The organism is Spirochaetota bacterium (assembly GCA_034190085.1).
Classification (GTDB): Bacteria; Spirochaetota; UBA4802; order UBA4802; family JAFGDQ01; genus JAXHTS01.
In genome coordinates, this window is record JAXHTS010000076.1 from 1 (window position 1) to 21,510 (window position 21,510).

General features: G+C 37.1%; 17 protein-coding genes and 2 pseudogenes. 13 read left to right on the forward strand and 6 right to left on the reverse strand.

Annotation, left to right across the window (positions count from 1 at the left end):
- Positions 1 to 191: 191 nt before the first annotated feature.
- Entirely contained in the window at positions 192 to 596 is a 405-nt protein-coding gene (locus SVZ03_15750) for an NUDIX domain-containing protein (GenBank protein ID MDY6935662.1), read from the reverse strand.
- 790 nt (positions 597 to 1,386) lie between these two features.
- Between SVZ03_15750 and SVZ03_15755 the strand changes: the two genes are divergently transcribed.
- The 4 genes from SVZ03_15755 (at position 1,387) to SVZ03_15770 (ending at position 4,564) form a co-directional block, all read left to right on the forward strand.
- On the forward strand, positions 1,387 to 1,887 hold the full coding sequence (locus tag SVZ03_15755) for an OmpA family protein (protein MDY6935663.1): 501 nt from the start codon (positions 1,387 to 1,389) through the stop codon (positions 1,885 to 1,887).
- A 113-nt stretch (positions 1,888 to 2,000) separates the two neighbouring features.
- Entirely contained in the window at positions 2,001 to 2,933 is a 933-nt protein-coding gene (gene rsgA, locus SVZ03_15760; GenBank protein ID MDY6935664.1) for a ribosome small subunit-dependent GTPase A, read from the forward strand.
- Between the two features lie 116 nt (positions 2,934 to 3,049).
- On the forward strand, positions 3,050 to 3,370 hold the full coding sequence (locus SVZ03_15765) for a PilZ domain-containing protein (GenBank protein ID MDY6935665.1): 321 nt from the start codon (positions 3,050 to 3,052) through the stop codon (positions 3,368 to 3,370).
- A 156-nt stretch (positions 3,371 to 3,526) separates the two neighbouring features.
- Complete coding sequence (locus tag SVZ03_15770) at positions 3,527 to 4,564, forward strand: branched-chain amino acid aminotransferase (GenBank protein MDY6935666.1); 1,038 nt, start codon at positions 3,527 to 3,529, stop codon at positions 4,562 to 4,564.
- Positions 4,565 to 4,601: 37 nt separating this feature from the next.
- On the opposite strand, the gene SVZ03_15775 is transcribed toward SVZ03_15770, so the two are convergent.
- Positions 4,602 to 4,799 carry a hypothetical protein gene (locus SVZ03_15775; protein MDY6935667.1) on the reverse strand — a complete coding sequence of 66 codons (198 nt, stop codon included), beginning with the start codon at positions 4,797 to 4,799 and terminating at the stop codon, positions 4,602 to 4,604.
- 344 nt (positions 4,800 to 5,143) lie between these two features.
- Here SVZ03_15775 and aroA point away from each other — a divergent pair, with 344 nt between their 5' ends.
- The 3 genes from aroA to SVZ03_15790 are packed head-to-tail and all read left to right on the forward strand — an operon-like array spanning position 5,144 to position 7,901.
- A complete protein-coding gene (gene aroA, locus SVZ03_15780; GenBank protein MDY6935668.1) occupies positions 5,144 to 6,418 on the forward strand; it encodes a 3-phosphoshikimate 1-carboxyvinyltransferase in 1,275 nt (424 codons plus the stop codon).
- A gap of 3 nt (positions 6,419 to 6,421) precedes the next feature.
- A complete protein-coding gene (aroH, locus tag SVZ03_15785; protein MDY6935669.1) occupies positions 6,422 to 6,817 on the forward strand; it encodes a chorismate mutase in 396 nt (131 codons plus the stop codon).
- The gene (locus SVZ03_15790; protein ID MDY6935670.1) at positions 6,774 to 7,901 is read left to right on the forward strand and encodes a glycosyltransferase family 9 protein; all 1,128 of its coding nucleotides are present in this window, start codon (positions 6,774 to 6,776) and stop codon (positions 7,899 to 7,901) included. Before aroH ends, SVZ03_15790 begins: the two co-directional genes overlap by 44 nt.
- A 284-nt stretch (positions 7,902 to 8,185) precedes the next feature.
- On the opposite strand, the gene SVZ03_15795 is transcribed toward SVZ03_15790, so the two are convergent.
- The gene (locus SVZ03_15795) at positions 8,186 to 9,001 is read right to left on the reverse strand and encodes a thioesterase domain-containing protein (GenBank protein ID MDY6935671.1); all 816 of its coding nucleotides are present in this window, start codon (positions 8,999 to 9,001) and stop codon (positions 8,186 to 8,188) included.
- Positions 8,999 to 10,086: pseudogene (locus SVZ03_15800) on the reverse strand (condensation domain-containing protein). Before SVZ03_15800 ends, SVZ03_15795 begins: the two are co-directional and overlap by 3 nt.
- Positions 10,087 to 10,428: 342 nt before the next feature.
- Between SVZ03_15800 and SVZ03_15805 the strand changes: the two are divergent.
- From SVZ03_15805 to SVZ03_15815, 3 genes are read left to right on the forward strand one after another with little or no spacing between them, the layout of a single operon-like run.
- On the forward strand, positions 10,429 to 10,932 hold the full coding sequence (locus tag SVZ03_15805) for a flagellar protein FlgN (GenBank protein ID MDY6935672.1): 504 nt from the start codon (positions 10,429 to 10,431) through the stop codon (positions 10,930 to 10,932).
- A gap of 12 nt (positions 10,933 to 10,944) precedes the next feature.
- Positions 10,945 to 12,849 (forward strand): flagellar hook-associated protein FlgK, encoded by a 1,905-nt coding sequence (flgK, locus tag SVZ03_15810; protein ID MDY6935673.1) that lies wholly within the window; start codon positions 10,945 to 10,947, stop codon positions 12,847 to 12,849.
- Between the two features lie 4 nt (positions 12,850 to 12,853).
- Positions 12,854 to 14,116 carry a flagellar hook-associated protein 3 gene (locus tag SVZ03_15815; protein ID MDY6935674.1) on the forward strand — a complete coding sequence of 421 codons (1,263 nt, stop codon included), beginning with the start codon at positions 12,854 to 12,856 and terminating at the stop codon, positions 14,114 to 14,116.
- A gap of 36 nt (positions 14,117 to 14,152) precedes the next feature.
- On the opposite strand, the gene SVZ03_15820 is transcribed toward SVZ03_15815, so the two are convergent.
- Both SVZ03_15820 and SVZ03_15825 read right to left on the reverse strand, forming a co-directional pair.
- A complete protein-coding gene (locus SVZ03_15820; protein MDY6935675.1) occupies positions 14,153 to 15,397 on the reverse strand; it encodes a thiolase family protein in 1,245 nt (414 codons plus the stop codon).
- A gap of 225 nt (positions 15,398 to 15,622) precedes the next feature.
- Positions 15,623 to 16,408 (reverse strand): enoyl-CoA hydratase/isomerase family protein, encoded by a 786-nt coding sequence (locus SVZ03_15825; protein MDY6935676.1) that lies wholly within the window; start codon positions 16,406 to 16,408, stop codon positions 15,623 to 15,625.
- Positions 16,409 to 16,932: 524 nt separating this feature from the next.
- Here SVZ03_15825 and SVZ03_15830 point away from each other — a divergent pair.
- The 3 genes and pseudogenes from SVZ03_15830 to SVZ03_15840 all read left to right on the forward strand — a co-directional run bounded on the left by SVZ03_15830 (position 16,933) and on the right by SVZ03_15840 (position 20,821).
- Entirely contained in the window at positions 16,933 to 17,964 is a 1,032-nt protein-coding gene (locus SVZ03_15830; GenBank protein ID MDY6935677.1) for a TRAP transporter substrate-binding protein, read from the forward strand.
- Between the two features lie 30 nt (positions 17,965 to 17,994).
- A complete protein-coding gene (locus tag SVZ03_15835; GenBank protein MDY6935678.1) occupies positions 17,995 to 19,878 on the forward strand; it encodes a TRAP transporter large permease subunit in 1,884 nt (627 codons plus the stop codon).
- A 248-nt stretch (positions 19,879 to 20,126) separates the two neighbouring features.
- Positions 20,127 to 20,821: pseudogene (locus tag SVZ03_15840) on the forward strand (integrase core domain-containing protein).
- Positions 20,822 to 21,510: the final 689 nt, after the last annotated feature.

A 21,510-nucleotide genomic window follows, 5' to 3' on the forward strand; every position in this document is an offset into this window, starting at 1 on the left:
TTTGTCTTCTTGGTTCATATACACTCCTCATAATTGTATTTGCCGAAAACTGACACTTATTCCCCCCGGGGGGAATAAGTGTCAGTATTATTATCGGAATGTCAGATATTATCTTAACTATTACACATGTAATTGAAGCAATTCATGAAATCTTTAAAGGAAATCAAATATATTTGCAATTTAGCTACTGACTATTGCTGAGTAGTTACAGATAATTTATTTAAATACAATTCAATTCCTCTCTTCACTGAGGGAAATGCTAAGTTATAATATTTTATCTCATTTACATTTAACAAAACTATATCCTTTATCTCTGACCGCTGAAAGTCACGAGGAAGGCTTTTAATAATAGCAGTAAATATCAAATCACAAGTTGAATAAATAATGTCTTTATATTCATAATTATTTGCAGCTGAGCCTAGATAAGTGAATTGTAAATCTTGTATATCCAATTCCTCTTTTATCTCTCTTTCTATAGCCATTTCTGCATTCTCTCCAGGATCAATAAAGCCACCGGGAAAATCTAATTTATCCTTTGCCGGATTTTTTGCTCTAATTGTAAAAAGTATTTTTCCTTGATATTCGAGAATTGCCATTACTGCTGCTGAAGCGTTTTGATAATATGTCCAGAGACAATTTGGGCAGGAATATAGCTTGAATCCGTCATAACCTATCTTCTCAGATCTACAGTTTGGGCAATATTTTAACATAATTTTTAAGACCTATATCCTTGTAATGATATTCATTATATGGTATAGATGTATAAATCTCACATTTTTTCAATATTTTAAAGTTTTTATGATCCCCTATATAGATATGCTAAGCCATTTAGAAATAAGCACAATTGTAGCTACCTCTTTTCAATTATCTATTTTTACCTATGAATATTGATGAAATTGTTTTTTATTATAAATCATAAGTAAATTTTATGATACAATTATCAATAATAATAAATAAAAAAAGGCAGAATAGCTGGGCGGCTATTCTGCCTTCACCATAAAGGTTATTTTGTTATGCAGTGCCAAGATTACAATATAGTATAAACGGGAGGGAGTTACTATACTGCACCTTGCTCTACTGAGTATCGGCTATTTGTTAAATATACTTTAGCATTTTTTTGTAATATCTATCAATTTATACTCGAAAAAATATATTATCTATCCACACTGATAGCAGAAAGCAAGTTGCTTATGAACCTCAAGCTATGAATAGAAGTCAATAAGTATGAGTAATTATTACTACCATGAGAGGTTTCATATTTTTTTTAGATTTTTCCTTGACATAATTATTTATATTTATTTAGCCTACAGAATCTCTATTGAAAATCAGTATATTAGTAGTAAATTATATTAAAAATTTAATTATTTAGTAATTAAGGAGGTATAAGTGAAAAAGAATTTAATTCTATTATTATCCATCATTCTAGTTTGGACAATAGGTTGTGCTTCAAAGAAGGAAGTTGTCAAAAAAGACATAGTAGATCCCAATGTAATGATTTCTAATCAAAATGAACAGTTAACTAGATTTCCAATTGGTGGATTTGGTTACAAGAGTTCAAGACTCCCATCGCAGGAATGGAGGGATTGGGCTGAAGCAGCCAAGCCAATTGTGGAGGATGTAATTACCAAGATTCCAGAGGGTTATGTGCTCCAGGTGACAGGTCATGCAGATGCAAGTGGACCAGAAGAGCCTGTTGGGAATAAGCCCGGAAACATAAAGATATCAAATGATAGGGCTCGAACAGTATTTAATGCACTTCAAAATGCTGGAATTAATTCATCAAAATTAACCTATAAGGGTGTTGGTTCATCTGATTTATTATATACCGAAGACCCGAGATCACCAAAACAGAGAAGAGTTACATTTAAGGTTGTGCCAAAAGAATAGTACTAATTAATTCATATAATATTTATGATATCTTCTATTTGTTTCGGTATGATAAGCTGGGATCCTTCCCAGCTTTTTTATTTTACTAATAAATTGATTATGAAATATATTATATGAAAGATGTCTTAGGAATGATTATTAAGATATATGGAGCCTACTATACAGTTCAATGGAATAACAAGAAAATCAATTGTGTATTGAGGGGAAGAATTCGAAAAGACAAAGAGATGCTCCATTATTCAAATCCTGCAGCTGTAGGCGATTTCGTGAGATTTGATTTAAACAATGATGGAACTGGTGTAATTAATGAAATCCAAACAAGGAGGAACATCTTTTCAAGAAAGGAGAAGGGGAAGAATAGAAAAGAGGATATCATTGCAAGTAATCTTGATCACATTGTTATAATACAATCCTTTAATAATCCAAAATTTAATTTTAGATTTGTTGATAGAATTATTGTACGTGGAGAAAAAGAGGGAATCGGCATTCTGCTATGTATAAATAAGATTGATTTAGCAAACAGGGAAACCATTAAATATATAAAAAATTATTATGCTGAAGCTAAAATTGGTATTTGCATGGTTAGCGCAATCACTGGCGAGGGCATGAATGATCTGACTAAGTTATTGAAAGGCAAGGTTTCGCTTTTTGTTGGAAGTTCAGGAGTGGGGAAGACCAGCGCTATAAACTACCTAAATCCGGGTTTAAAACTCAGAACCTCGGATGTATCTATTAAGACAAGAAAGGGAAAACATACCACAGCCAATGTTGAGATGATCATCATGCCCAATGAGACATTTATAATTGATACTCCTGGAGTAAAAGAATTTGGTCTAATGGATATTGAGCCACATGAGTTAGGACAATATTTCAGTGAATTTAGGAAGTATGCTGACTTATGTGAGTTTAAGCCTTGCACTCATGATCATGAGCCTTCCTGTGAGGTAAAGAGACAGGTGGATATGGGCAATATCTATCCTGATAGATATATATCCTATCTAAATATTCTATATTCGTTAATAGATTATTATAAAAGCAGGTATTGATACACCGATGTGATGATTATATTTTTTCAATAATCTGCTTTGAGTTAGTTTTATTTATTTCAATATCTGTTACATATTGTGATACAATTAGTATAAAGGGGGCAAGAAAAAGTAAAATGACTGCAGAGAGGCGCAAGAATGAACGGATATCAGTAACAAGAGATTATTATTATTTCCCAGGTGAAGAGAACAACAAGATCGAGTGTATGCTTAAAAACATTTCTATTACAGGGTCTTGCATATTATCGAAAAATAATATAAATAAGAATGATATAATCTTTCTACATATCGGTGGCAAAAAGGAAATAGTATTGCAAGCGAAGGTTGTATGGAAGATGGGAGATCAATATGGATTATTATTTCTTCTTGATAATAGCCAAGATTTTGATAATATTAGCTATATTATGAACTATGAATTATTAAATATTAATAAATAAAAAACATTACTGTCAATTTAATACTTGGGTTATTACTATAAATAGTAATTGATAACGTTATATTTTAGACCGAATGCACTTGACATTTTTTGTGGAAAAATTATTAGATATAATTACTATTACATTTATTGAAAGGCATGGAAGAAGGCAGGCATAATGAATAGACTAAAGATAAAGAGAGCGGATTTGGATTGGGAAAATCTTCCCTTTGGATACATAAAAACCGATTATAATGTACGATATCACTATAAAGATGGAAAATGGTCAGAGGGAGAGATTACCTCAGATGAGACAATCAATCTGCATATAGCTGATCCCTGTATTCATTATGCTCAACAGGCTTTTGAGGGCCTGAAGGTTTTTGAGACTGTAGATGGACGGATTGTAGCCTTCCGTCCAATGGAAAATGCAATAAGATTTCAACACAGTTGTAACAAAATTAGTATTCCGCCAGTCCCCCTTGATATCTTTATAGAATCAATCAAATGGGTTGTCTCAGAAAATAATAGATTTATCCCTCCCTATGAGACAGGTGCTACCCTTTATGTTAGACCACTTATCATTGGTATAGGCCCTCAGGTTGGGCTGGGTCCAGCTAAGGAATACATCTTTACAGTTTTTGTCTCTCCAGTTGGTCCCTATTACAAAGGAGGATTTAAACCTGTTAGGGCTCTGGTTGTGGAGGAATACGACAGAACTGCCCCCAAGGGGGTAGGCGATTGTAAAGTTGGCGGCAATTATGCGGCTGGACTAGTCGGCAGTGAATATGGGAAAGCGAGGGGTTATCCTATTGTACTCTATCTTGATCCTAAAGAGAAAAAATATATAGACGAATTTAGCACCTCAAACTTTATTGCCATCTCTGAAGATAGATATCTAACCCCTCACTCTGAAACGATATTACAGAGCATTACGAATAGGAGCCTGGCAACAATAGCAGAAGATTTAGGAATGAGTGTTGAGAAGAGACCCATTGCGATAGAAGAGATAGATACCTTTAATGAGGTTGGGGCTGTGGGAACTGCCGCAGTTATAACTCCCATTAGTTGCATTCATTATAGAGGCAGAGATTATGATTTTCCCTATGATAATGACGCTGGCCCGGTGATTACTCGCCTTTATAATCGATTAACCAATATTCAAAGGGGAGAGTATGAGGACAGGTTTGGCTGGCTTGAGGAAATTGAAGTGTAGAGGTATTGATAACAACCTAACCCTCATGTTCATAACCTTATTTTGTCTTCACAACCTTCTCCGCTTGCATGGCTAGATATTTAACGAGAGTTTTTTCGGTTATATATCCCAGATTTGTTAATATTATACCGATGAGTCCGCCATCTTTACTCTGAATTTCCAAGCCATGGTCAAGTTGCTCCTGGGTTATTTCTCCACCCTCTAGTAACAGTTCACCTAATAATGGTTTAGCCATTGCTTCTCACCCTCACATTAATATTTAATGATTATTTATATTAACTGAGAATTAGATGAAAGTCAATAAAAATATAAAACGCTTTTTTCATATAAAACTGATATGTTGAATTTATTCAATTTATATTTTTTATGAATATTCGTCTATATTGACTATAATTATATTTCCGTAATACAAATAAAGAGAACTACTTTTTATAGACTAATACATTAATCAATTGACAAAATAACTAAAAGGTTTTGTCTGAATCTGGTTATGTGTTTTTGCACCCGCCCTTATTATTACATATGATAGAATTTATATACTTATTGAAATTAGATGAATAATATAATAAAGATCTAATAATGAAGTTTTTAGTTAAACCATCTAAGCTCCATGGAGCAGTTAATATACCAGGATCCAAATCACACACAATACGGGCACTTGCCTTTGCTTTACTTGCAGAGGGAGAGTCAATCATAAAACACCCCTTAAATTCTGCTGATACAAGATCATGTATTGATATGGTAGAGAGATTTGGAGCGGAGGTATGTATTGAGGAGAACAGTTGGAGGGTAAAGGGTAAGGGTGGAGAATTGGATATCCCCTCTGATATTGTTGATATTGGGAATTCCGGAACCTCGCTTTACATTGGTCTTGGCCTTGCATCCCTTGTGAAAGGATTTACAGTATTTACCGGTGACCATCAGATGAGAAATCGCCCAGCAGATGCGCTTTTGAAATCTATCACAGACCTAAGGGGTAATGCTTTTTCAACGAGAGGTAATGGAAAGCCTCCAATTATCATTAAGGGGAAAATAAGGGGGGGAGAAACGAGTATTAAAGCTGTGACCTCACAGTATCTGACATCCCTTTTGATCGCGTCCCCGCTTGCCAGTGATAATACCATCATAAAAGTACCTCTTTTAAATGAAATGCCCTATGTTGTAATGACACTTGGCTGGTTGGATAAATTAGGCATTAAATATGCTAATAAGGATTTCAAGGAGTTCCATATAACTGGAAATCAAGGATATATGGCCTTCAGCGAACAAATTCCAGCTGATTTTTCCTCTGCAACGTTCCCACTTGTAGCTGCGGCAATTACAGGTTCGGAACTAATTTTGAAAGGTCTAGATTTTAACGATACTCAAGGAGACAAGGAGGTTATTGATATATTAAAAGAGATGGGAGCTAAAATTGAGATTGGGGATAATTTTATAAGAATAGACGGGGGCAAACTTAAGGGTGGTACCTTTGATCTGAATTCTATCCCAGATTCGCTGCCAGCGCTTGCAGTAGCTGGATGCATTGCAGACGGCGAGACAAGACTTGTCAATGTGCCTCAAGCCAGATTAAAGGAAACCGATAGAATTTCGGTGATGAATGATGAGTTAAAGAAGATGGGAGCTGATGTTGAGGAACTTGATGATGGAATAATTATTAAGAGGTGCGACCTGAAAGGAGCTAAAGTAGATGGGCATAGCGATCACCGTGTTGTTATGTCGCTATCACTGGCAGGACTGATGGCTAATGGAGAAACGATTATAGACACCGCTGAATCAGTCTCAATAACCTTTCCAAATTTTTTGCAACTGATGAAATCAATAGGCAGCGACATACAAATTATGGAGGAGTAATATATGGCTGTTAGGGGAGTAAGAGGCGCTACCACTGTGAAGTCGAATATAAGAGAAGAGATTGTTGAAAAAACAAGTGAGTTATTAGAATTGATTGTCGAAAAAAATGACATCGATCTACAAGATATAGCATCGGTTATACTCTCAGTGACTGATGATATTAATGCGGAGTTCCCTGCAGTAGCTGCTCGCGATTTAGGGTGGATTTATACACCACTACTATGCACTAGGGAGATTCCAATAAAGGGGAGTTTAAAAAATTGTATAAGGGTGCTTATGCATGTAAACTCAGATAAAGATCAGGAAAGCATGATCCATGTTTATCTACACAACGCAAATCAATTAAGGCCCGATCTTGACACTAATAAAAGGGATAAGTATTATACCTCCGGCAAGTAACAGGCATCTCAGAATATTAATTATTCGATTCAGCTCAATAGGAGATATAGTTCTCACAACTCCCCTAATCAGATCCATTAAAAAGAAATATCCCAATGCCTTGATCGATTATCTAACCCTGGATGAATACAGCAGCATATTGAAGTATAATCCCTACATAGATAGATTAATTTTAATAAACAGAGATGAAGGATATGCAGGCTTAATCAAGGGAGTAGCAAAGCTTCGAGATAATGGATACACACATATCCTTGACCTGCATAGAAGCCTACGAAGCCTTATCTTCAGGAGATTTATTAAAGCTGTTGCTAAGCAAGCATTAAAGAAGCGCTATATCAAGAGATTATTGCTAATAAATGCAGGGATAAATCTATACAACAAACCCTATTCAATAATAAATAGATATTTTGATGTTGCTAGATTACTGGATATCTCACTGGAGGGTAAAACAGAGATATGGATTGATAATGATAAATTAGCAAATGCCTTAGTGGGGATCAGCATAAAACTTAGGAACAATCTTTCTCAAAATCCTGATATTACTAGTAGTATAATAAGAATAGAGAAGGGTGTGATACAGAGGGATAGAGAAATGATTGTATCCATTATGCCCTTTGCGAAATGGAACACTAAGGAATGGGGAGATTCAAAATTTATTGAGCTTGGATGTAGAATATCTGAAAAGAAGGGATCCAGGATTTTTGTGCTTGGTGGAGAGAGGGATAAACTGAGGTCTGAGAAGATAGCTACAGGGATCGGCCATAAAGCAATTTCGCTTGCCGGAAAATTATCCCTCCTAGAGACAGCAATGGCTCTTTCAATTTCGGACTGTCTTATCACCAATGATACTGGTGTGATGCATATAGGCGGATCTGTTTCAATTCCTGTGATCGCCATTTTTGGATCAACAACAGAAGAGTTGGGATTTTTCCCCTATAATATGGAGGATGATGTAATTCAGATATCATTGAATTGCCGTCCCTGCAGCGCGAAGGGGCGTTTGGCATGTCCGAAAGAGCACTTTAGGTGTATGAATGATATAACCGTTGATATGGTATATTCAGCAATGATTAAACATATGTAATGAAACTCTCACCAGCTCTTCTTGTTATTTTATCCACCTTAACAAATATTGGAAGGTGAAATTGAATGGGTAAACATCGATGGAGTATGAAGGGATGTTATCAAGTAATTTTTGTTATAGTTATGAATGATTCAAAAGAATAGGATAACGCAATTTAAAGCTGGAGATCGAGGGTATTACAACTAACAGTGCGGGAAGTAACACTTCTAGGCATCAAAAACTAAATTCCGAAGGCACTTCCATTTTATATTTTTGTGTTATTATTTCGTTAATAATCTTTGCCACTATAGATGGCTTATCAATAACAAAATAATGCCCGCCATCTTCAACTTCAATAAGTTCAACTGAGTCAGAAAACAGTCACCAATTATCGAATCTTTTTTATATTTCTTGGTAAATGAATCAACATTGCCAATTATATTATAAATTGGCACATTCAATTTAACCTGATCATGTTTATTGTATATTTCAGTAAAATATTTGAAAGCAATATCAGTATCTCGTCTAAATTTTTTTATAATAATGTTTAACGTCTCACTGGATACATCCTCACTGAAAGCGCCAAGATTTTTCATAATTTTGTATATTCTTTTATCACTAATATATTTCCAGGGATTAATAAATTGTATAATATTTGAAGTCCTTGAAATTAAAATAGCCGCCCCCAGGATTACACAGACCAGTTCTCCCTCTGTTTGCTGAATCAATTTTGAAATCTCTAAAGCTAAAGCGCTGCCTGCACAATTTCCATAAACGATAATAGGAGTTGATATATTATTTGTTATTTCCTTGACGCATTCTATAGCAATTTTTTGAATAAAATTGCCACAAGTTTCCTCATATGATATATCATACCCCGGCAGAGCGATTGAATATAATGCGATCCTGTCATTCAGGGAAGAAATCTCACATGCTAGGTTTTGATATGCTGTGCCTACCCCACCTGCATATGGAATACAGATAATGGATATTTTTTTATTCTTTCCACAATCGTTTAATTCAAATAATATTTTATAATCGTTATTATACCCATAACTTATATGATTTGCTATCTTTTTGATAGTATCTTTCTCGTAAACTAGGGAATTATAGTAAAATATAACATTTAAATTATCGCCTGGAAAAACAATAATATTAAAATCATAATTAGTCTGTTTGTAAATACTTATATGCTCTATGCTATAGCCAATCCGGTCCTTTAGTTCTCCATTAATAAAAAACAGTCTAACAATCTCCTCGCTTGGATAATTTTCAAATGCCAATATATGATCCATTAAGCTTCTATTAGTTGAAAAAAGTGATTGTATGAGATATAATGGGCAGTATTCATATCCTAATGATGTTGTTGTATTCTGATGCACTATTTGTAAAAGTTGAGTAAAACTATACCCTTTCTCTGCTTTTATCCTTACAGGTAGAGTATTCAATAATAATCCAATTATTTTTTCTATATCTTCAATTTCTGCAGTTCGAGCAGACACTACTGTGCCATACACAACATCATCTGTATTGTTATATTTTTGGAGTGATATCCCCCAGATCGTCTTAAATACTATATTAATTGTTGTATGATTAGCTTTGGCAATGTTATTTAAACTGGTTGTCAATTCCTCATCTATAATAAATTTGTATTCTTTCGCTCTATATTCATCTTTTTTTTGCTTTTGGATCTTTGGTAAAGTCGCTATTTGTTCATATCCTGTAAGGTATTCCCTCCAGTATTCCATTCCCTTTTCTATGTTTTGCTTGCTTAGCCATAAGATATAGTACTTGTAAGGAGGTCTATTTATTTCAGGGAGAACTTCATTATTTTTCAAGGCATTATAAATAATTAACATATCCCCTATAATATGCGACATGCTCCATCCATCTAATAAAATATGATGACAACTCCATAGCAGGTAGTATTTATTATAAGTCTTATAGGCATTTCCTTCAAAACTATTTGTAAAGGTTCATCTGCAACTTCCCAGTTAAAGACTGTCCTAAATATCGGATTCTTATTTATTAAATGATTCCATGCCTCCTCTATGTATTTTATATTCAATTTACCATCAATATAACATCCAAATTGATCGAAATATGCTGAGGAATCTTTTTCAAATAAGGAATGAAACAGCATTCCCTGTTGCATAGGTGACAACGGATATATATCAGCAGTATTCCTTTTTGTTAGATATTTCATGATCTTAATGACAAAGCGTCATTTCCTGTTATTGATCCATCAGTAAATATAATAGATTTGATAAATATTAAACGCATTATCCTTTTTTATCCGGTACCCCAAGAAGTGTTGGTAGTCAAGGACTGTAAAGACCTAATGCAAAAGCGGGCACTGCATGATTATCACTACTGAAAAATATGTAAGTGAAGTATTATTATGACCTAATCTTGTTCATCGCAAAAGATATTGCTTTTCGTATCTATAAATTGCAGACATTGTTTAAAAATTCTTATCTACATTTTATTTTCTTCCGATATACTAGCATATAAAAGGAATTTTATAATATATTTCATGGATGGAAATATGACAAATCTCATAATTGCTATCAAAAGGGTATTAGGTGAAGAGATATCCATCTTCAAACAACTTTACATGCTTGAAGAGGATAAGAGTAAGGCAATCATTAAGAAAGATGGTAAAGCCCTCGAGTCCATATCCTCTTCGCAGGAAAAATTCATCAAAGCAATAGAACTTCTTGAGTTAAACCGAATCAGTATTATTGAAGAGTATAAACCCATCCTTTGGCCGGATGTTACATCCAAGGATATTAGTCTTAAAAACTTGAGCTGTGTAGATGAGAACTCGTCTAATTGTATTCTTGAGAAGGGTAAGGAGCTTAAGAAAATTATTCAGATGATGAAATCCCTCCAGGAGACAAACCAAAGGATGATAAAAGATAACCTCGAATTCTTTAATATATCCTTACTTGAATTAAAACAATCAATTATATTAAAGAATGGATATGATGAGAAGGGAATAGAAAAAACATGTATAGAAGACCCATTATTATTTAATCAAATAATATAAGGGAGTGATCTTATGAATTCCACATTTATGGGCATTGAGATAGGCAAAAAGGGGCTCATGTCACATCAACGGGCGCTTCATGTGACAGGACATAATATATCAAACGCCGCTAATGAGGAGTATTCAAGACAGAGGGTAATCATAACAGCCGCTGATCCGCTATATGTCCCTGCCCTGAACAGGGCAAACACGCCAGGAAATATTGGACAGGGTTCTGTGATCTCATCAATTGAGAGGGTGAGGGATAGCTTTGTGGATGACAGGATTGTCATAGAGAAGGATGTGATGGGTTACTGGAAAACAAAGAACGATTTTTTATACCAAATTGAGATCGTCTATAATGAACCATCGGATCTGTCTATTAGGAGTCGCCTTGATGAGCTGTGGAAAGGCTGGGAAGAATTATCAAAATATCCTGAGGAGAGGTCAACTCGGGAGGTTGTTAAGGAAAAGGCTGTTAACCTATCCAATGATGTTAGACATATATACAGGCAATTGTACGATCTGCAACAGGATGCAAACAGGCAGGTTAAACATAAGGTAGAACAGATAAATGTATACGCCAGGGATATAAGAGACCTCAACGAAAGGATACTAAAGGCTGAGGCAGTGGGCGACAATCCCAATGATTTGAAGGATCGACGGGATGCCCTAATTGAGAAGCTGTCTGAGATTATAAACATCTCTGTGGGCAGAAGCGATAGAGATGAGTTGATAGTGTATCAGGGTTTGGAAAATCTCGTACAGGGCGAGGTGATAAGACCACTAGCGGTTGCCTTAGACCATGACAACCATGGATATTATACGGTTGTATGGGGGGATACCGGAAGGGAAATAAATCCGGAAGGCGGCGAGCTTGCTGGTCTGATAGAGGTTCGGGATAGAATATTAAGAGATAATATAAACGACATCAATGCATTTGCTATAAATCTCGTAGACCTGACCAACGAAATACATAGGGATGGTTTTGGCAGAAGCGGCACAACCAACGCGGATTTCTTCAGGCATATTGACATATCCGATAATGTTGAGGGGAATCACGATCTGAATAATGATGGCGTTGAGGATGTTACAGCCATATACAAGGTATCAGGGAACAACAAAGTTGATGCCTCCGCAGCTATTGGAATAACTGGCACATTGACATTCGCAACTAACGACGAATTTGAGATGGATGCACAGATTGATTATGCGAGAAGCGATACTGTGTATACTGTTATAAAAAAGATAAATGATGCCAAGTTGGGTGTTGTAGCCTACATTAACCACAATAGTGAGCTTGCTCTGAAAGCAACAATTGCCAAGGATTTGGATAAAAAGAACTTTATAATAAGGCATATTGAGGACTCTGGGCAGTTTTTGGTTGGGCTAACGGGCATACTGAAGCAGAGCGGGGCGCAGGGGGCATTCGATTACAGGAGAGTTAACGATATAGTTAAATTCCTGCCGGATAGAGAGCATATCACAATCACCCCCCGCTATAATCCGGCATCATATATTACACTGTCCGAGGGTATTTTTAATGACATAGATAAAATAGCCGCTTCTCAAGGTCAAGATATTGGCGGAACCGGTGATTTTAACAATACCAATGGAATCGGGGATGGAACAAACGCTCTTCGAATTGCGAACCTTCGGCATAAGAATGCAATGATAGATGCAAATACAACCTTTAATGACTTCTATACATCGCTGGTTTCAAGAATCGGCGCGCAGGGAGAGGAGGCAGAGGATCGCATTAAGAATCAAAATACCCTGCTAAAAAATTTGACAAATCTTCGAGAATCGATATCAGGCATAAATCTCGATGAGGAGATGACAAACATGGTGGCTTTCCAGCATGGGTATAACGCAACGGCAAGGGTGATATCGACCTTTGATAAGATGCTCGATACAATAATCAGGATGGGGGCTTAAGGGTATGTATAGAGTAACGAATCAGATGATAAACAATACGGTTAAGTTTAACCTAAACAAACATCAGTTCATCATGGATGAGGTTCAGGAAAAGCTTTCCACAGGAAAAAATGTTAGGATCCCCAGAGATAATCCAATCGCTACTACAAATCAGATGTTATACCAGACTAGAATAACTGAGATTAGTCAATTTATTGATAATATAAACGAGAGTAAATCCGCATTGGATGGAGCTGATATCGCACTTCAATCCGCTATGAGAATATTCCATAGGGTAAGGGTGCTATCTGTGCAGGGGGCAAATGGAATATACACATCCTTTGAGTTGAAGGAGGCTGCAGCAACAGAGATAAATGAACTACTTGAGGAAATTGTAACAATTGCGAATAGCAAGAGTCCCACTGGGAGGTCTATATTTGGAGGTTATCAGACAGGCACTGAGGAAACCCCGCACCCCTTTGTGCCGGTTTATCAGACTATTACTGCTGGAAATCAGGGAGACGCAATGATTGGTGTGGAGTATAGGGGAGATATAGGCAGGCAGAAGAGGGAAGTCGCAAAGGGCGAATACATGGATATAAATATTCCTGGGAATGTGGTATTCTGGGCCACAAATCAAATACTAACTTCTAATAAGGATGCGACTAACTATAGCTCAGAAACTAATCAAGCAATAAGAATTGATGGCAAGGAGATTAACATTTCAGCAGGTGATAACCTTGACTTAATCATAGATAAGATCAATAATGCAGCCTTAAATGTGAAGGCTTCAAAAGGTGGTAGAAATAATATAATACTTGAAACCACAGCTCCACATGATATATGGCTGGAGGATGCCGGCAGCGGTAGGGTGTTGAAAGATATAGGCCTTATCAGTACTGAATTTCCAAATCCTCCAAATAACATTGACCCAACGGTTACGATTGGAGGCATGTCAATCTTCGAAATGCTCATTCAGCTCAGGGATGATCTTGTGCGTGGAGACAAGGAACTTGTAGGCGGTAGAGATATTGGCCTCATTGATATGGCTCTGGATAATATTTTGAAACACATTGCATCAATTGGTGCTAAACAGAACAGGGTTGATGAATTAGCCAAGAGGGCAGAGTATACAAAATCCAATGTCCTTGAGATACTCTCAAAGTCTGAAGGGATAGACATCCCTGAGACGATTATGAACTTCAAATGGCTGGAGAGCGTTCATCAATATGCGTTGGCAGTTGGAGCAAAGACAATTATGCCAACGCTGATGGATTTCTTAAGATAAATAAAATGTTTTAAATCATGGATTAAGATACAGCTATCATCTCTTAAGGATGGTTATAGAAAGCGCTCCCTCTGAGCCACCGACAGTTCCGCCTGCATTTTGAGTTAGCCCTACCTTGGCTCCCTTCACCTGCCTCTCGCCAACCTTGTCTGATAGATGCCAATAGACCTCTGTCACCTGTCGTATACCGGTAGCGCCTATTGGATGCCCCTGCGATTCCAACCCACCGGACACATTTACTGGAATTTTCCCTCCCAGTGTTGTATGACCGGCCTCAGCAAAAGCTCCACCCTCGCCAATTGGGCAGAATCCCAATTCCTCTGTGGCATAGAGTTCGCCAATAGCTGTAGCATCGTGAACCTCAGCAAGATCAATATCCTCTGGGCCAATACCCGCTTTTTCATAAGAGCTCTTAGCTAATTCCTGCAGGGATTTATCTCCACCCATATCAGGGTCCTTGCCGCTGGTTAGCATGCATGCAGCAACTTCCACAGCATTGCTGGCGCCAATCTTTTTGGCGAAGTCTTCAGAGCATACAATAACTGCAGCCGCGCCATCCCCGATTGGAGAGCACATAGGTCGAGTAAGAGGCCACGCTACCTCTGGAGCCTCGAGAACCTCTTCAACGGTAAATTTGGTCTGATATTGAGCAAGAGGATTCATTGATGAATGATTGTGGTTCTTTGAGGCTATTACAGCCAATTGTCTCTGTGTGGTGCCATATTTGTCCATATGCTGACGTGCCATCATAGCATAGACATCCATAAATACTGTGCGTTGCCCGGATTTCTTCTTAGTGCCTTCGCCTTTGGCAGCTTGCTTTTTTTGTATCTCCTCTTCCATCTTTTGGAATTCTGCCATAAGCTGGGGAAGCATCTCTACGTCCATGGAACCAAAAAAGGCTGGGAAAACCTTGCTGCGATCCTCAAAGTACATCTTCTCCATTCCAAGAACTAATGCTAAATCCATCTCCCCCAATGCTACCATAGCCCAAGCGCCTCTCAATGCTGTGGAGGAGGAAGCGCAAGCGTTTTCTACATTTACTACAGGTATTCCTCCTATACCAATATTCCTTAAGACAACCTGTCCTCTGATGCATTCCTGCCCATCCAAAACACCCTGAGCAGCATTGCCGACCCACGCACCTTGAAGCTGTTCTTTGGTAATATTTGCATCCTTCAAGGCTCCATTAACAGCCTCAGCCACTATAGATTTCATATTTCGATCCATAAGTTTCCCAAATTTACTCATGGCTCCACCGATTATTTTAACTTTTCGCATATCTATTATCTCCTTTCATTAATATGAATAACAATAAAAATCACATATAAAAAATCAAGTGAAAAAAAAATAGTTTACAGTATCTCTTTGTAGCGATTATAAATTTCAAAAATTCAATAATTATTGATGTAAAATTATATAAAAAGCGGATAATTCATTTAGCTATCTTTAACATCCCACAGCTTACCCAAAAAAATTTTTGTATATAATCGCATTATAGTTAGTTTATTGACCCTGAAAATTCGGACTCCTTTTCTCAAGCAGGGCCCTAATTCCCTCCTTTGCATCCTCCATTTCGAAGGTTCGCGATTGGCAATGAGACTCGTATTCCGCAGCTTTAGTTGGATTCCAATCAAGACCGCGATAGATAGAGCTTTTTATCATTCTAACAGCCGCAGGCGCGCAGGCTTCAATTTCCCTTGCCAGTTCCCAGGATTTATCCAAGACCTTATTATCCTCCATGGAGTAATTAGCCAATCCTATATTAGCAGCCTCATCACCATTTATCAATCTACCTGTATACAATAACTCATTGGCTACAGGCAGTCCTACAATCCTGGGAAGCATATAGGAGATTGCCATACCTGAGTGAAGTCCAAGACGAGTAAAATTTGCGCCGTACTTTGAATTCTTATTTGCTATTCGAATATCACAAATGAGTGCAAGCCCGAATCCGCCTCCAATGGCATGTCCATTCATGGCAGCAATCGTTGGTATTTCAAACTCCTGAATATCAAGGAATGGTCTGTAAAAATCCATCACAACCTCTTGTGGCATACGTTTATCATTCTCAACACTCATACTGCTCTTAAAATCAGCGCCTGAACAAAATGATTTTCCGCTGCCTGTGATTATCACACAGCGAAGATCCCTATCACTTTTCAGATTAAATATTGCCTCGCGAAATGCAGGCAAAACCTCGTAATCCATACTATTACGATTTTCTGGTCGGTTAAGTGTAATTTGACCAATCCTATCCTTCACTTCAACTAAAACCGGATCTCCTGGCATAAGGACCTCCCGTATAATATTCTTTTTAGAATTAAAAAATAATAAGAGTAAAGCGTTACAATTATCCTGAAAAAATTCAATAAATTGATGTCTATCAATCCCACCTTGGGTAAAGACTTAATGAAATAGATGAAGTTGATTACTATCTCCAAGGGTGAAGATATTGTAACATTTGCCTGGATACTTTACTAAGTGAATCTTATTGAATAATAAAAACTTTCTCACACAGAGAAGACGCTAGTTGGATTAAGCAATAAATCAAGGAAAAAAATGAAAAGTAACCATTTTTTCGGTGTAAGAAATATTGAGTAGTGAAAAAATTGATTTTACATATTACTAACTACAAATGAAGTGATTAGGATTAATCTTGATCCCAGTTAGGGGTAAGGTATGGATTATAATTGAAATAGCATAAAAAAATTAGTATTTGTACTTTTTTACAATTGTTTTTTTGATATGTATGATAATTAGTATTCCTAATTATTTATACATATCAAAAAATAAAAACACGAGGTGGAGGGAAAATGAATAGTCTAATGGGAAGGGCATCTCTCTGGAGCATAGTATTTGTAATAATTTTTGCATTTATAAGCCTTTCAACCTGCTCTAAGCAGGAAGAGAAAGTGAGTGAAATAAAGATTTGCAGTCAGATGCCAATAGGTCATCATATATCAAAGGCGATTGATATATTCTGTGATAAAGCAAATCGGAAAAGTAACGGCCATCTTGTATTTAAAAACTTCCCTGGCGGTCAACTCATGAAGGACTCAGAGGTTCCTCATGCTATTTCCACTGGCACCATTGAAATGGCTCAAACCTTCCTCCCCTGGTGGAAGGGCATTGTTCCCAGAGTAAATCCTTATTCTGCAAGAATCTACGACAATAGAGACCATAACCTCCGTGTCATAAGAGGCCCCTTGCTTCAATATCAGTCAAGATTGATGGAAGAAAAGGGAATGTGCAAGATCATTGCGCCCATCCTTTACAACTCCAGCGGTGGTTACATCCTCACAAAGCCAGTAAGAAGGGTTGGAGATATGAAGGGAATGAAGATCAGGATTCCTTCAAAATCTTCAGCAGCGGAAGTGCGATCATTGGGAGGAGCACCAGTGGTTATGAGTTCTGCTGATGTATATATGGCGCTTCAGCGAGGAACAATTGATGGAGCGGTCTCTGGAATCACTAGCTTCTATGATCGAAAGTGGCACGAGGTGGCTAAGCATCTCCTCATATTGAGGGTAGCTATGGCCGATTTTCACATTGTCGCAAATGTGAAATGGTGGAATAACCTGGCTGCTGATTTACAGCAAATTATAATAGATGCAGCTAGAGACGCTACAGAATACTGTGATATGCAGGTTTACAATAAAGAAGAAGAAGCTTTTATTAAACTCAAGGAGAAGGGGGTCCAAATTAATCAAATCTCCCATAAAGAGTACAACACCAGTTGGAAGCCAATAATAGAACCAGCATTGAGAAGCGCTGCGTTAAAAGAGTTTGGAGAAAGGCTTATAAATCAGTACGATCGCTGGATAGAAGAAACAAAATCTGAATAATAAGTGAAATGCGACAAGGGGAGATGTGAGATGAAAAATGCGAAGCGAATACTCGATAAGACATCAGATTTATTAGCCGCTGGAACGGGTTTAACTGCTGGGATCTTGCTTTTATTGATAATACTAATAGTAGTATACGAAATTATTTCACGAAGACTCTTTAACTCCCCGACGATTTGGTCAATAGAGCTTGTTGTCATTTTTCTTGTATGGTTTTGCCTTATGACATTGGGATTCTGTCAGAAGGAGAAGAGGCATGTCCGAGTTGATATTCTAATCTCATACTTCTCTGAAAAGACTACAGCCTATTGGAACATAGTCACCCTAAGCATCACCCTTTTATTTACTATATTATTGATTTATTATTCCTGGGATGGATTCTGGCATTCTCTGATAACTGAAGAAAGGTTCCCCAGTGTTTGGGAGCCTTACATATGGCCGATGAAGCTCGCTCTCCCTGTTGGCTGCATACTTTTAATCATCCAACTAATTACTGACATAGTCTCTAACATTTATATGATAAAATTTGAACTTTTAAAGAATGGTGACAGGTGGTTTGATAAATCATATCTGCTGATTATTCTTTTTTTTATCCTTTTGGGATACTCAGCTTTCCTTCTCACCTCTAGTCCTATATCAGGATTGATCCTAATGTTATTACTCCTACTCTTTGCCGGCGTGCCTGTATTCGCGACACTGGGACTGATTGGCATGTATGGGCTTTATTATCACTATGGAGGTAGCTTAGCGCTTACACAGGTGCCTGAGATACTATACGGCACTCTAGGAAATTTTTCCCTGGCAGCGCTTCCCTTGTTTATTCTAACGGGTTTTGTGCTTCAAATGTCAGGTGCTGGTGAAGAGTTATATGATCTTTTTGCTAAATGGATGGGCCGCCTACCTGGGGGCTTGGGCCTTGCCACTATATTTTCCTGTGCCTTTTTTGCCGCAATCTCCATATCTAGCGTGGCAACGGTTGCTACAATCGGCCTTATTGCCCTCCCTTCACTATTAAAGAGAAGCTATAGCCATTCCTTCTCCTATGGACTCATAGGTTCTGGAGCGACACTGGGAATAATGATACCCCCTTCAGCCACAATGATCCTGTATGCTGCAGTAACCGAGGAGTCGATGGGCAGGTTGTTGATAGCTGGTTTGATTCCTGGCCTGATGATGGTGACGTTATTCGGCATCTACTCTGTCATTTTTTGCAAGAGATCCGGAACTTATGAAAAGGAGCAGGCCTGGTCATGGGATGAGAGATGGAAGGCAATGAGAGATGCTGTATGGGTGTTGCTGGTTCCGATAATAATTACAGCTGGCATTTTCACAGGTGTCTTCACGGTTCTTGAATGCGGTGGGATTGCATCTGTTTATACAATAGTGATGGTTATAATTAGACGAAAAATCGGACTCCGTGATATACCACGCATGTTGAGAGAATGTGGAGGAAATGCAGGTTTTATTATAATCATCATAGCAGGAGCCTTGACTATGGGCCGCTTCCTCACGCTTCTCCAGATCCCTCAACAGGCGATGACCTTTGTGAACGATGTGAATTTTGCTCCATGGATGGTAATCTCTTTTATTATGATAATGTTTATTGTACTCGGTCTATTTCTTGAGGTCGCCTCTGTAATGATGATTACATTGCCGGTAATCTATCCGATTATTATTGGTCTCGGATATGATGGTGTTTGGTTTGCCGTGCTGATGACCCTAAACATGGAGATGGCACTCCTCACACCGCCTGTTGGACTTAACCTCTTTGTAATTCAGGGAATTGCGAGGGCCCCGCTTGGAACCATCATAAAGGGAACCGCGCCATTCTTTCTTATTATGGTCTTAGGTATGTTGATCATCTATTTCTTCCCGCAGATAAGCCTTTGGCTGCCAAATTTAATGATTAATTAGAAGTTATGGCATATAAGGCTTTCAGTCAAAATATCTGCTTGCGTTATTCGATATAACTATAAGTTATAAAAATTTCAATCCACACAAAGAAGAAAATACTCTTCAGAAGACCATTAGCATAACATACTCCGTGTAATTAAAATCCATAAAGCTATTCCTTGCTCGTTTTGTATCGCTTCAATTAAATGAGACCATTATAATGAAAGATTAAGTTAGTAAAACCTCCGAAGAACAAAGAGGAGGATAAAATGAACGAGAAGCGAGTCAGAAAATTTACAGAACTTTATGAGAAAGGGGGTGAAGAAGCTTTAAAGAGATTAGCAGAGAGAAGCCTAATATTAAAAATAAGATCAATCCTATAATAGAAGATGCAGTTTATGGATGGCCATTGATCGTCCGGCTTATAGCCAAATGTGGGTTTCTAACGAGTTAAAGAAAGATGGCTTATTCGCTTCCCCAGGTAGAGTAAGGAATATTTGGCAAACACATGATCTGGAGACATTGGTTGCTTTTGCTAAACTCTACACTACTAAAACTGCTATTACAGCTGCGGATATTTCAAACGATAGAATGTTGCGATTTTTTGATGATCAAGAGATTCCCCTTTTGATGATCTTAACTGATAGAGGGACTGAATATTGTAGGAAAATGGAAATCCATGGAGATCAGTTGTATTTAGCAATTGAGAATATTGGTCATTCTAAAACAAGAGCCAGAAGCCCTCAATCGAATGGCATTTGTGAAAGATTTCATAAGACTGTGTTGAATGAATTTTATCGCTTTGCTTTTAAAAAAAATATACAGAGATTTAAAAGAGTTACAAGAAGATCTTGACTATTGGATAAAAGAATATAATGATGAGAGGACACATACTGGTAAGTATTGTTACGGAAAAACGCCCATGCAAACATTTCTAGATTCGAAGAATATTGCTATAGAATAATGCTGGATAATAAATTACAGACAACAAATGTAAATTAAAGTGTCAGGTTAAATGTTGGATAGTACAAATAAAAATGTCACTACTTATTTAGTAACTCTGGATTCAGTTACAGCTTTTCACTCTAAATATTTGTAATTATGTAATATTTAAATTTTTCATTTATTAAGCATCACCTTTAGGTTGTGATTCTCAATGGTATGGTTCAAATTAACTCCACAATCACAAAGAATGGGATAAACATTGAAGTCAGCATGACTTCCGAAAACAACTCTCTGATTCTATCCATGCTTAGGCTGAAAGGTAAGAGTACCCTGAGGTATAAACTGAGGTGCATAAGAAGCAATCTGAGCCGACCTACTTATTGATTCAAGCCTTTTGGAATGATCGGATGTATATTTATTGCGTATATGTTTCTTCACACGAATCTTCGCAGGAATTATATTAAGCTTCTCCGATTATTTTGTTGTAATGCAGGTTTTCACATAAATGTATTCGTGTGTCTTATCTCACTGATGTGCTTGAGAATTCGTTCAATCAGATAATGTAGTATTTGAACAAATTATTATAACCCACTAGCATAAAGAATTAATCACATAAGGTCAGTCATTGTACTTGAATAATAATTCAGTCAAGGTTTTATTTGATATATTAAACTCATGATTTCAAATATATTAGCGCATATACAAGAA

Excerpts from the sequence above, each read along its gene's own strand:
- SVZ03_15750 (MDY6935662.1), bottom strand. The coding sequence starts at position 596 with ATGGCAATTCTCGAATATCAAGGAAAAATACTTTTTACAATTAGAGCA.
- rsgA (MDY6935664.1), top strand. The coding sequence starts at position 2,001 with ATGAAAGATGTCTTAGGAATGATTATTAAGATATATGGAGCCTACTAT.
- SVZ03_15765 (MDY6935665.1), top strand. The coding sequence starts at position 3,050 with ATGACTGCAGAGAGGCGCAAGAATGAACGGATATCAGTAACAAGAGAT.
- SVZ03_15770 (MDY6935666.1), top strand. The coding sequence starts at position 3,527 with ATGAATAGACTAAAGATAAAGAGAGCGGATTTGGATTGGGAAAATCTT.
- SVZ03_15775 (MDY6935667.1), bottom strand. The coding sequence starts at position 4,799 with ATGGCTAAACCATTATTAGGTGAACTGTTACTAGAGGGTGGAGAAATA.
- aroA (MDY6935668.1), top strand. The coding sequence starts at position 5,144 with ATGAAGTTTTTAGTTAAACCATCTAAGCTCCATGGAGCAGTTAATATA.
- aroH (MDY6935669.1), top strand. The coding sequence starts at position 6,422 with ATGGCTGTTAGGGGAGTAAGAGGCGCTACCACTGTGAAGTCGAATATA.
- SVZ03_15805 (MDY6935672.1), top strand. The coding sequence starts at position 10,429 with ATGACAAATCTCATAATTGCTATCAAAAGGGTATTAGGTGAAGAGATA.
- flgK (MDY6935673.1), top strand. The coding sequence starts at position 10,945 with ATGAATTCCACATTTATGGGCATTGAGATAGGCAAAAAGGGGCTCATG.
- SVZ03_15815 (MDY6935674.1), top strand. The coding sequence starts at position 12,854 with ATGTATAGAGTAACGAATCAGATGATAAACAATACGGTTAAGTTTAAC.
- SVZ03_15820 (MDY6935675.1), bottom strand. The coding sequence starts at position 15,397 with ATGCGAAAAGTTAAAATAATCGGTGGAGCCATGAGTAAATTTGGGAAA.
- SVZ03_15825 (MDY6935676.1), bottom strand. The coding sequence starts at position 16,408 with ATGCCAGGAGATCCGGTTTTAGTTGAAGTGAAGGATAGGATTGGTCAA.
- SVZ03_15830 (MDY6935677.1), top strand. The coding sequence starts at position 16,933 with ATGAATAGTCTAATGGGAAGGGCATCTCTCTGGAGCATAGTATTTGTA.
- SVZ03_15835 (MDY6935678.1), top strand. The coding sequence starts at position 17,995 with ATGAAAAATGCGAAGCGAATACTCGATAAGACATCAGATTTATTAGCC.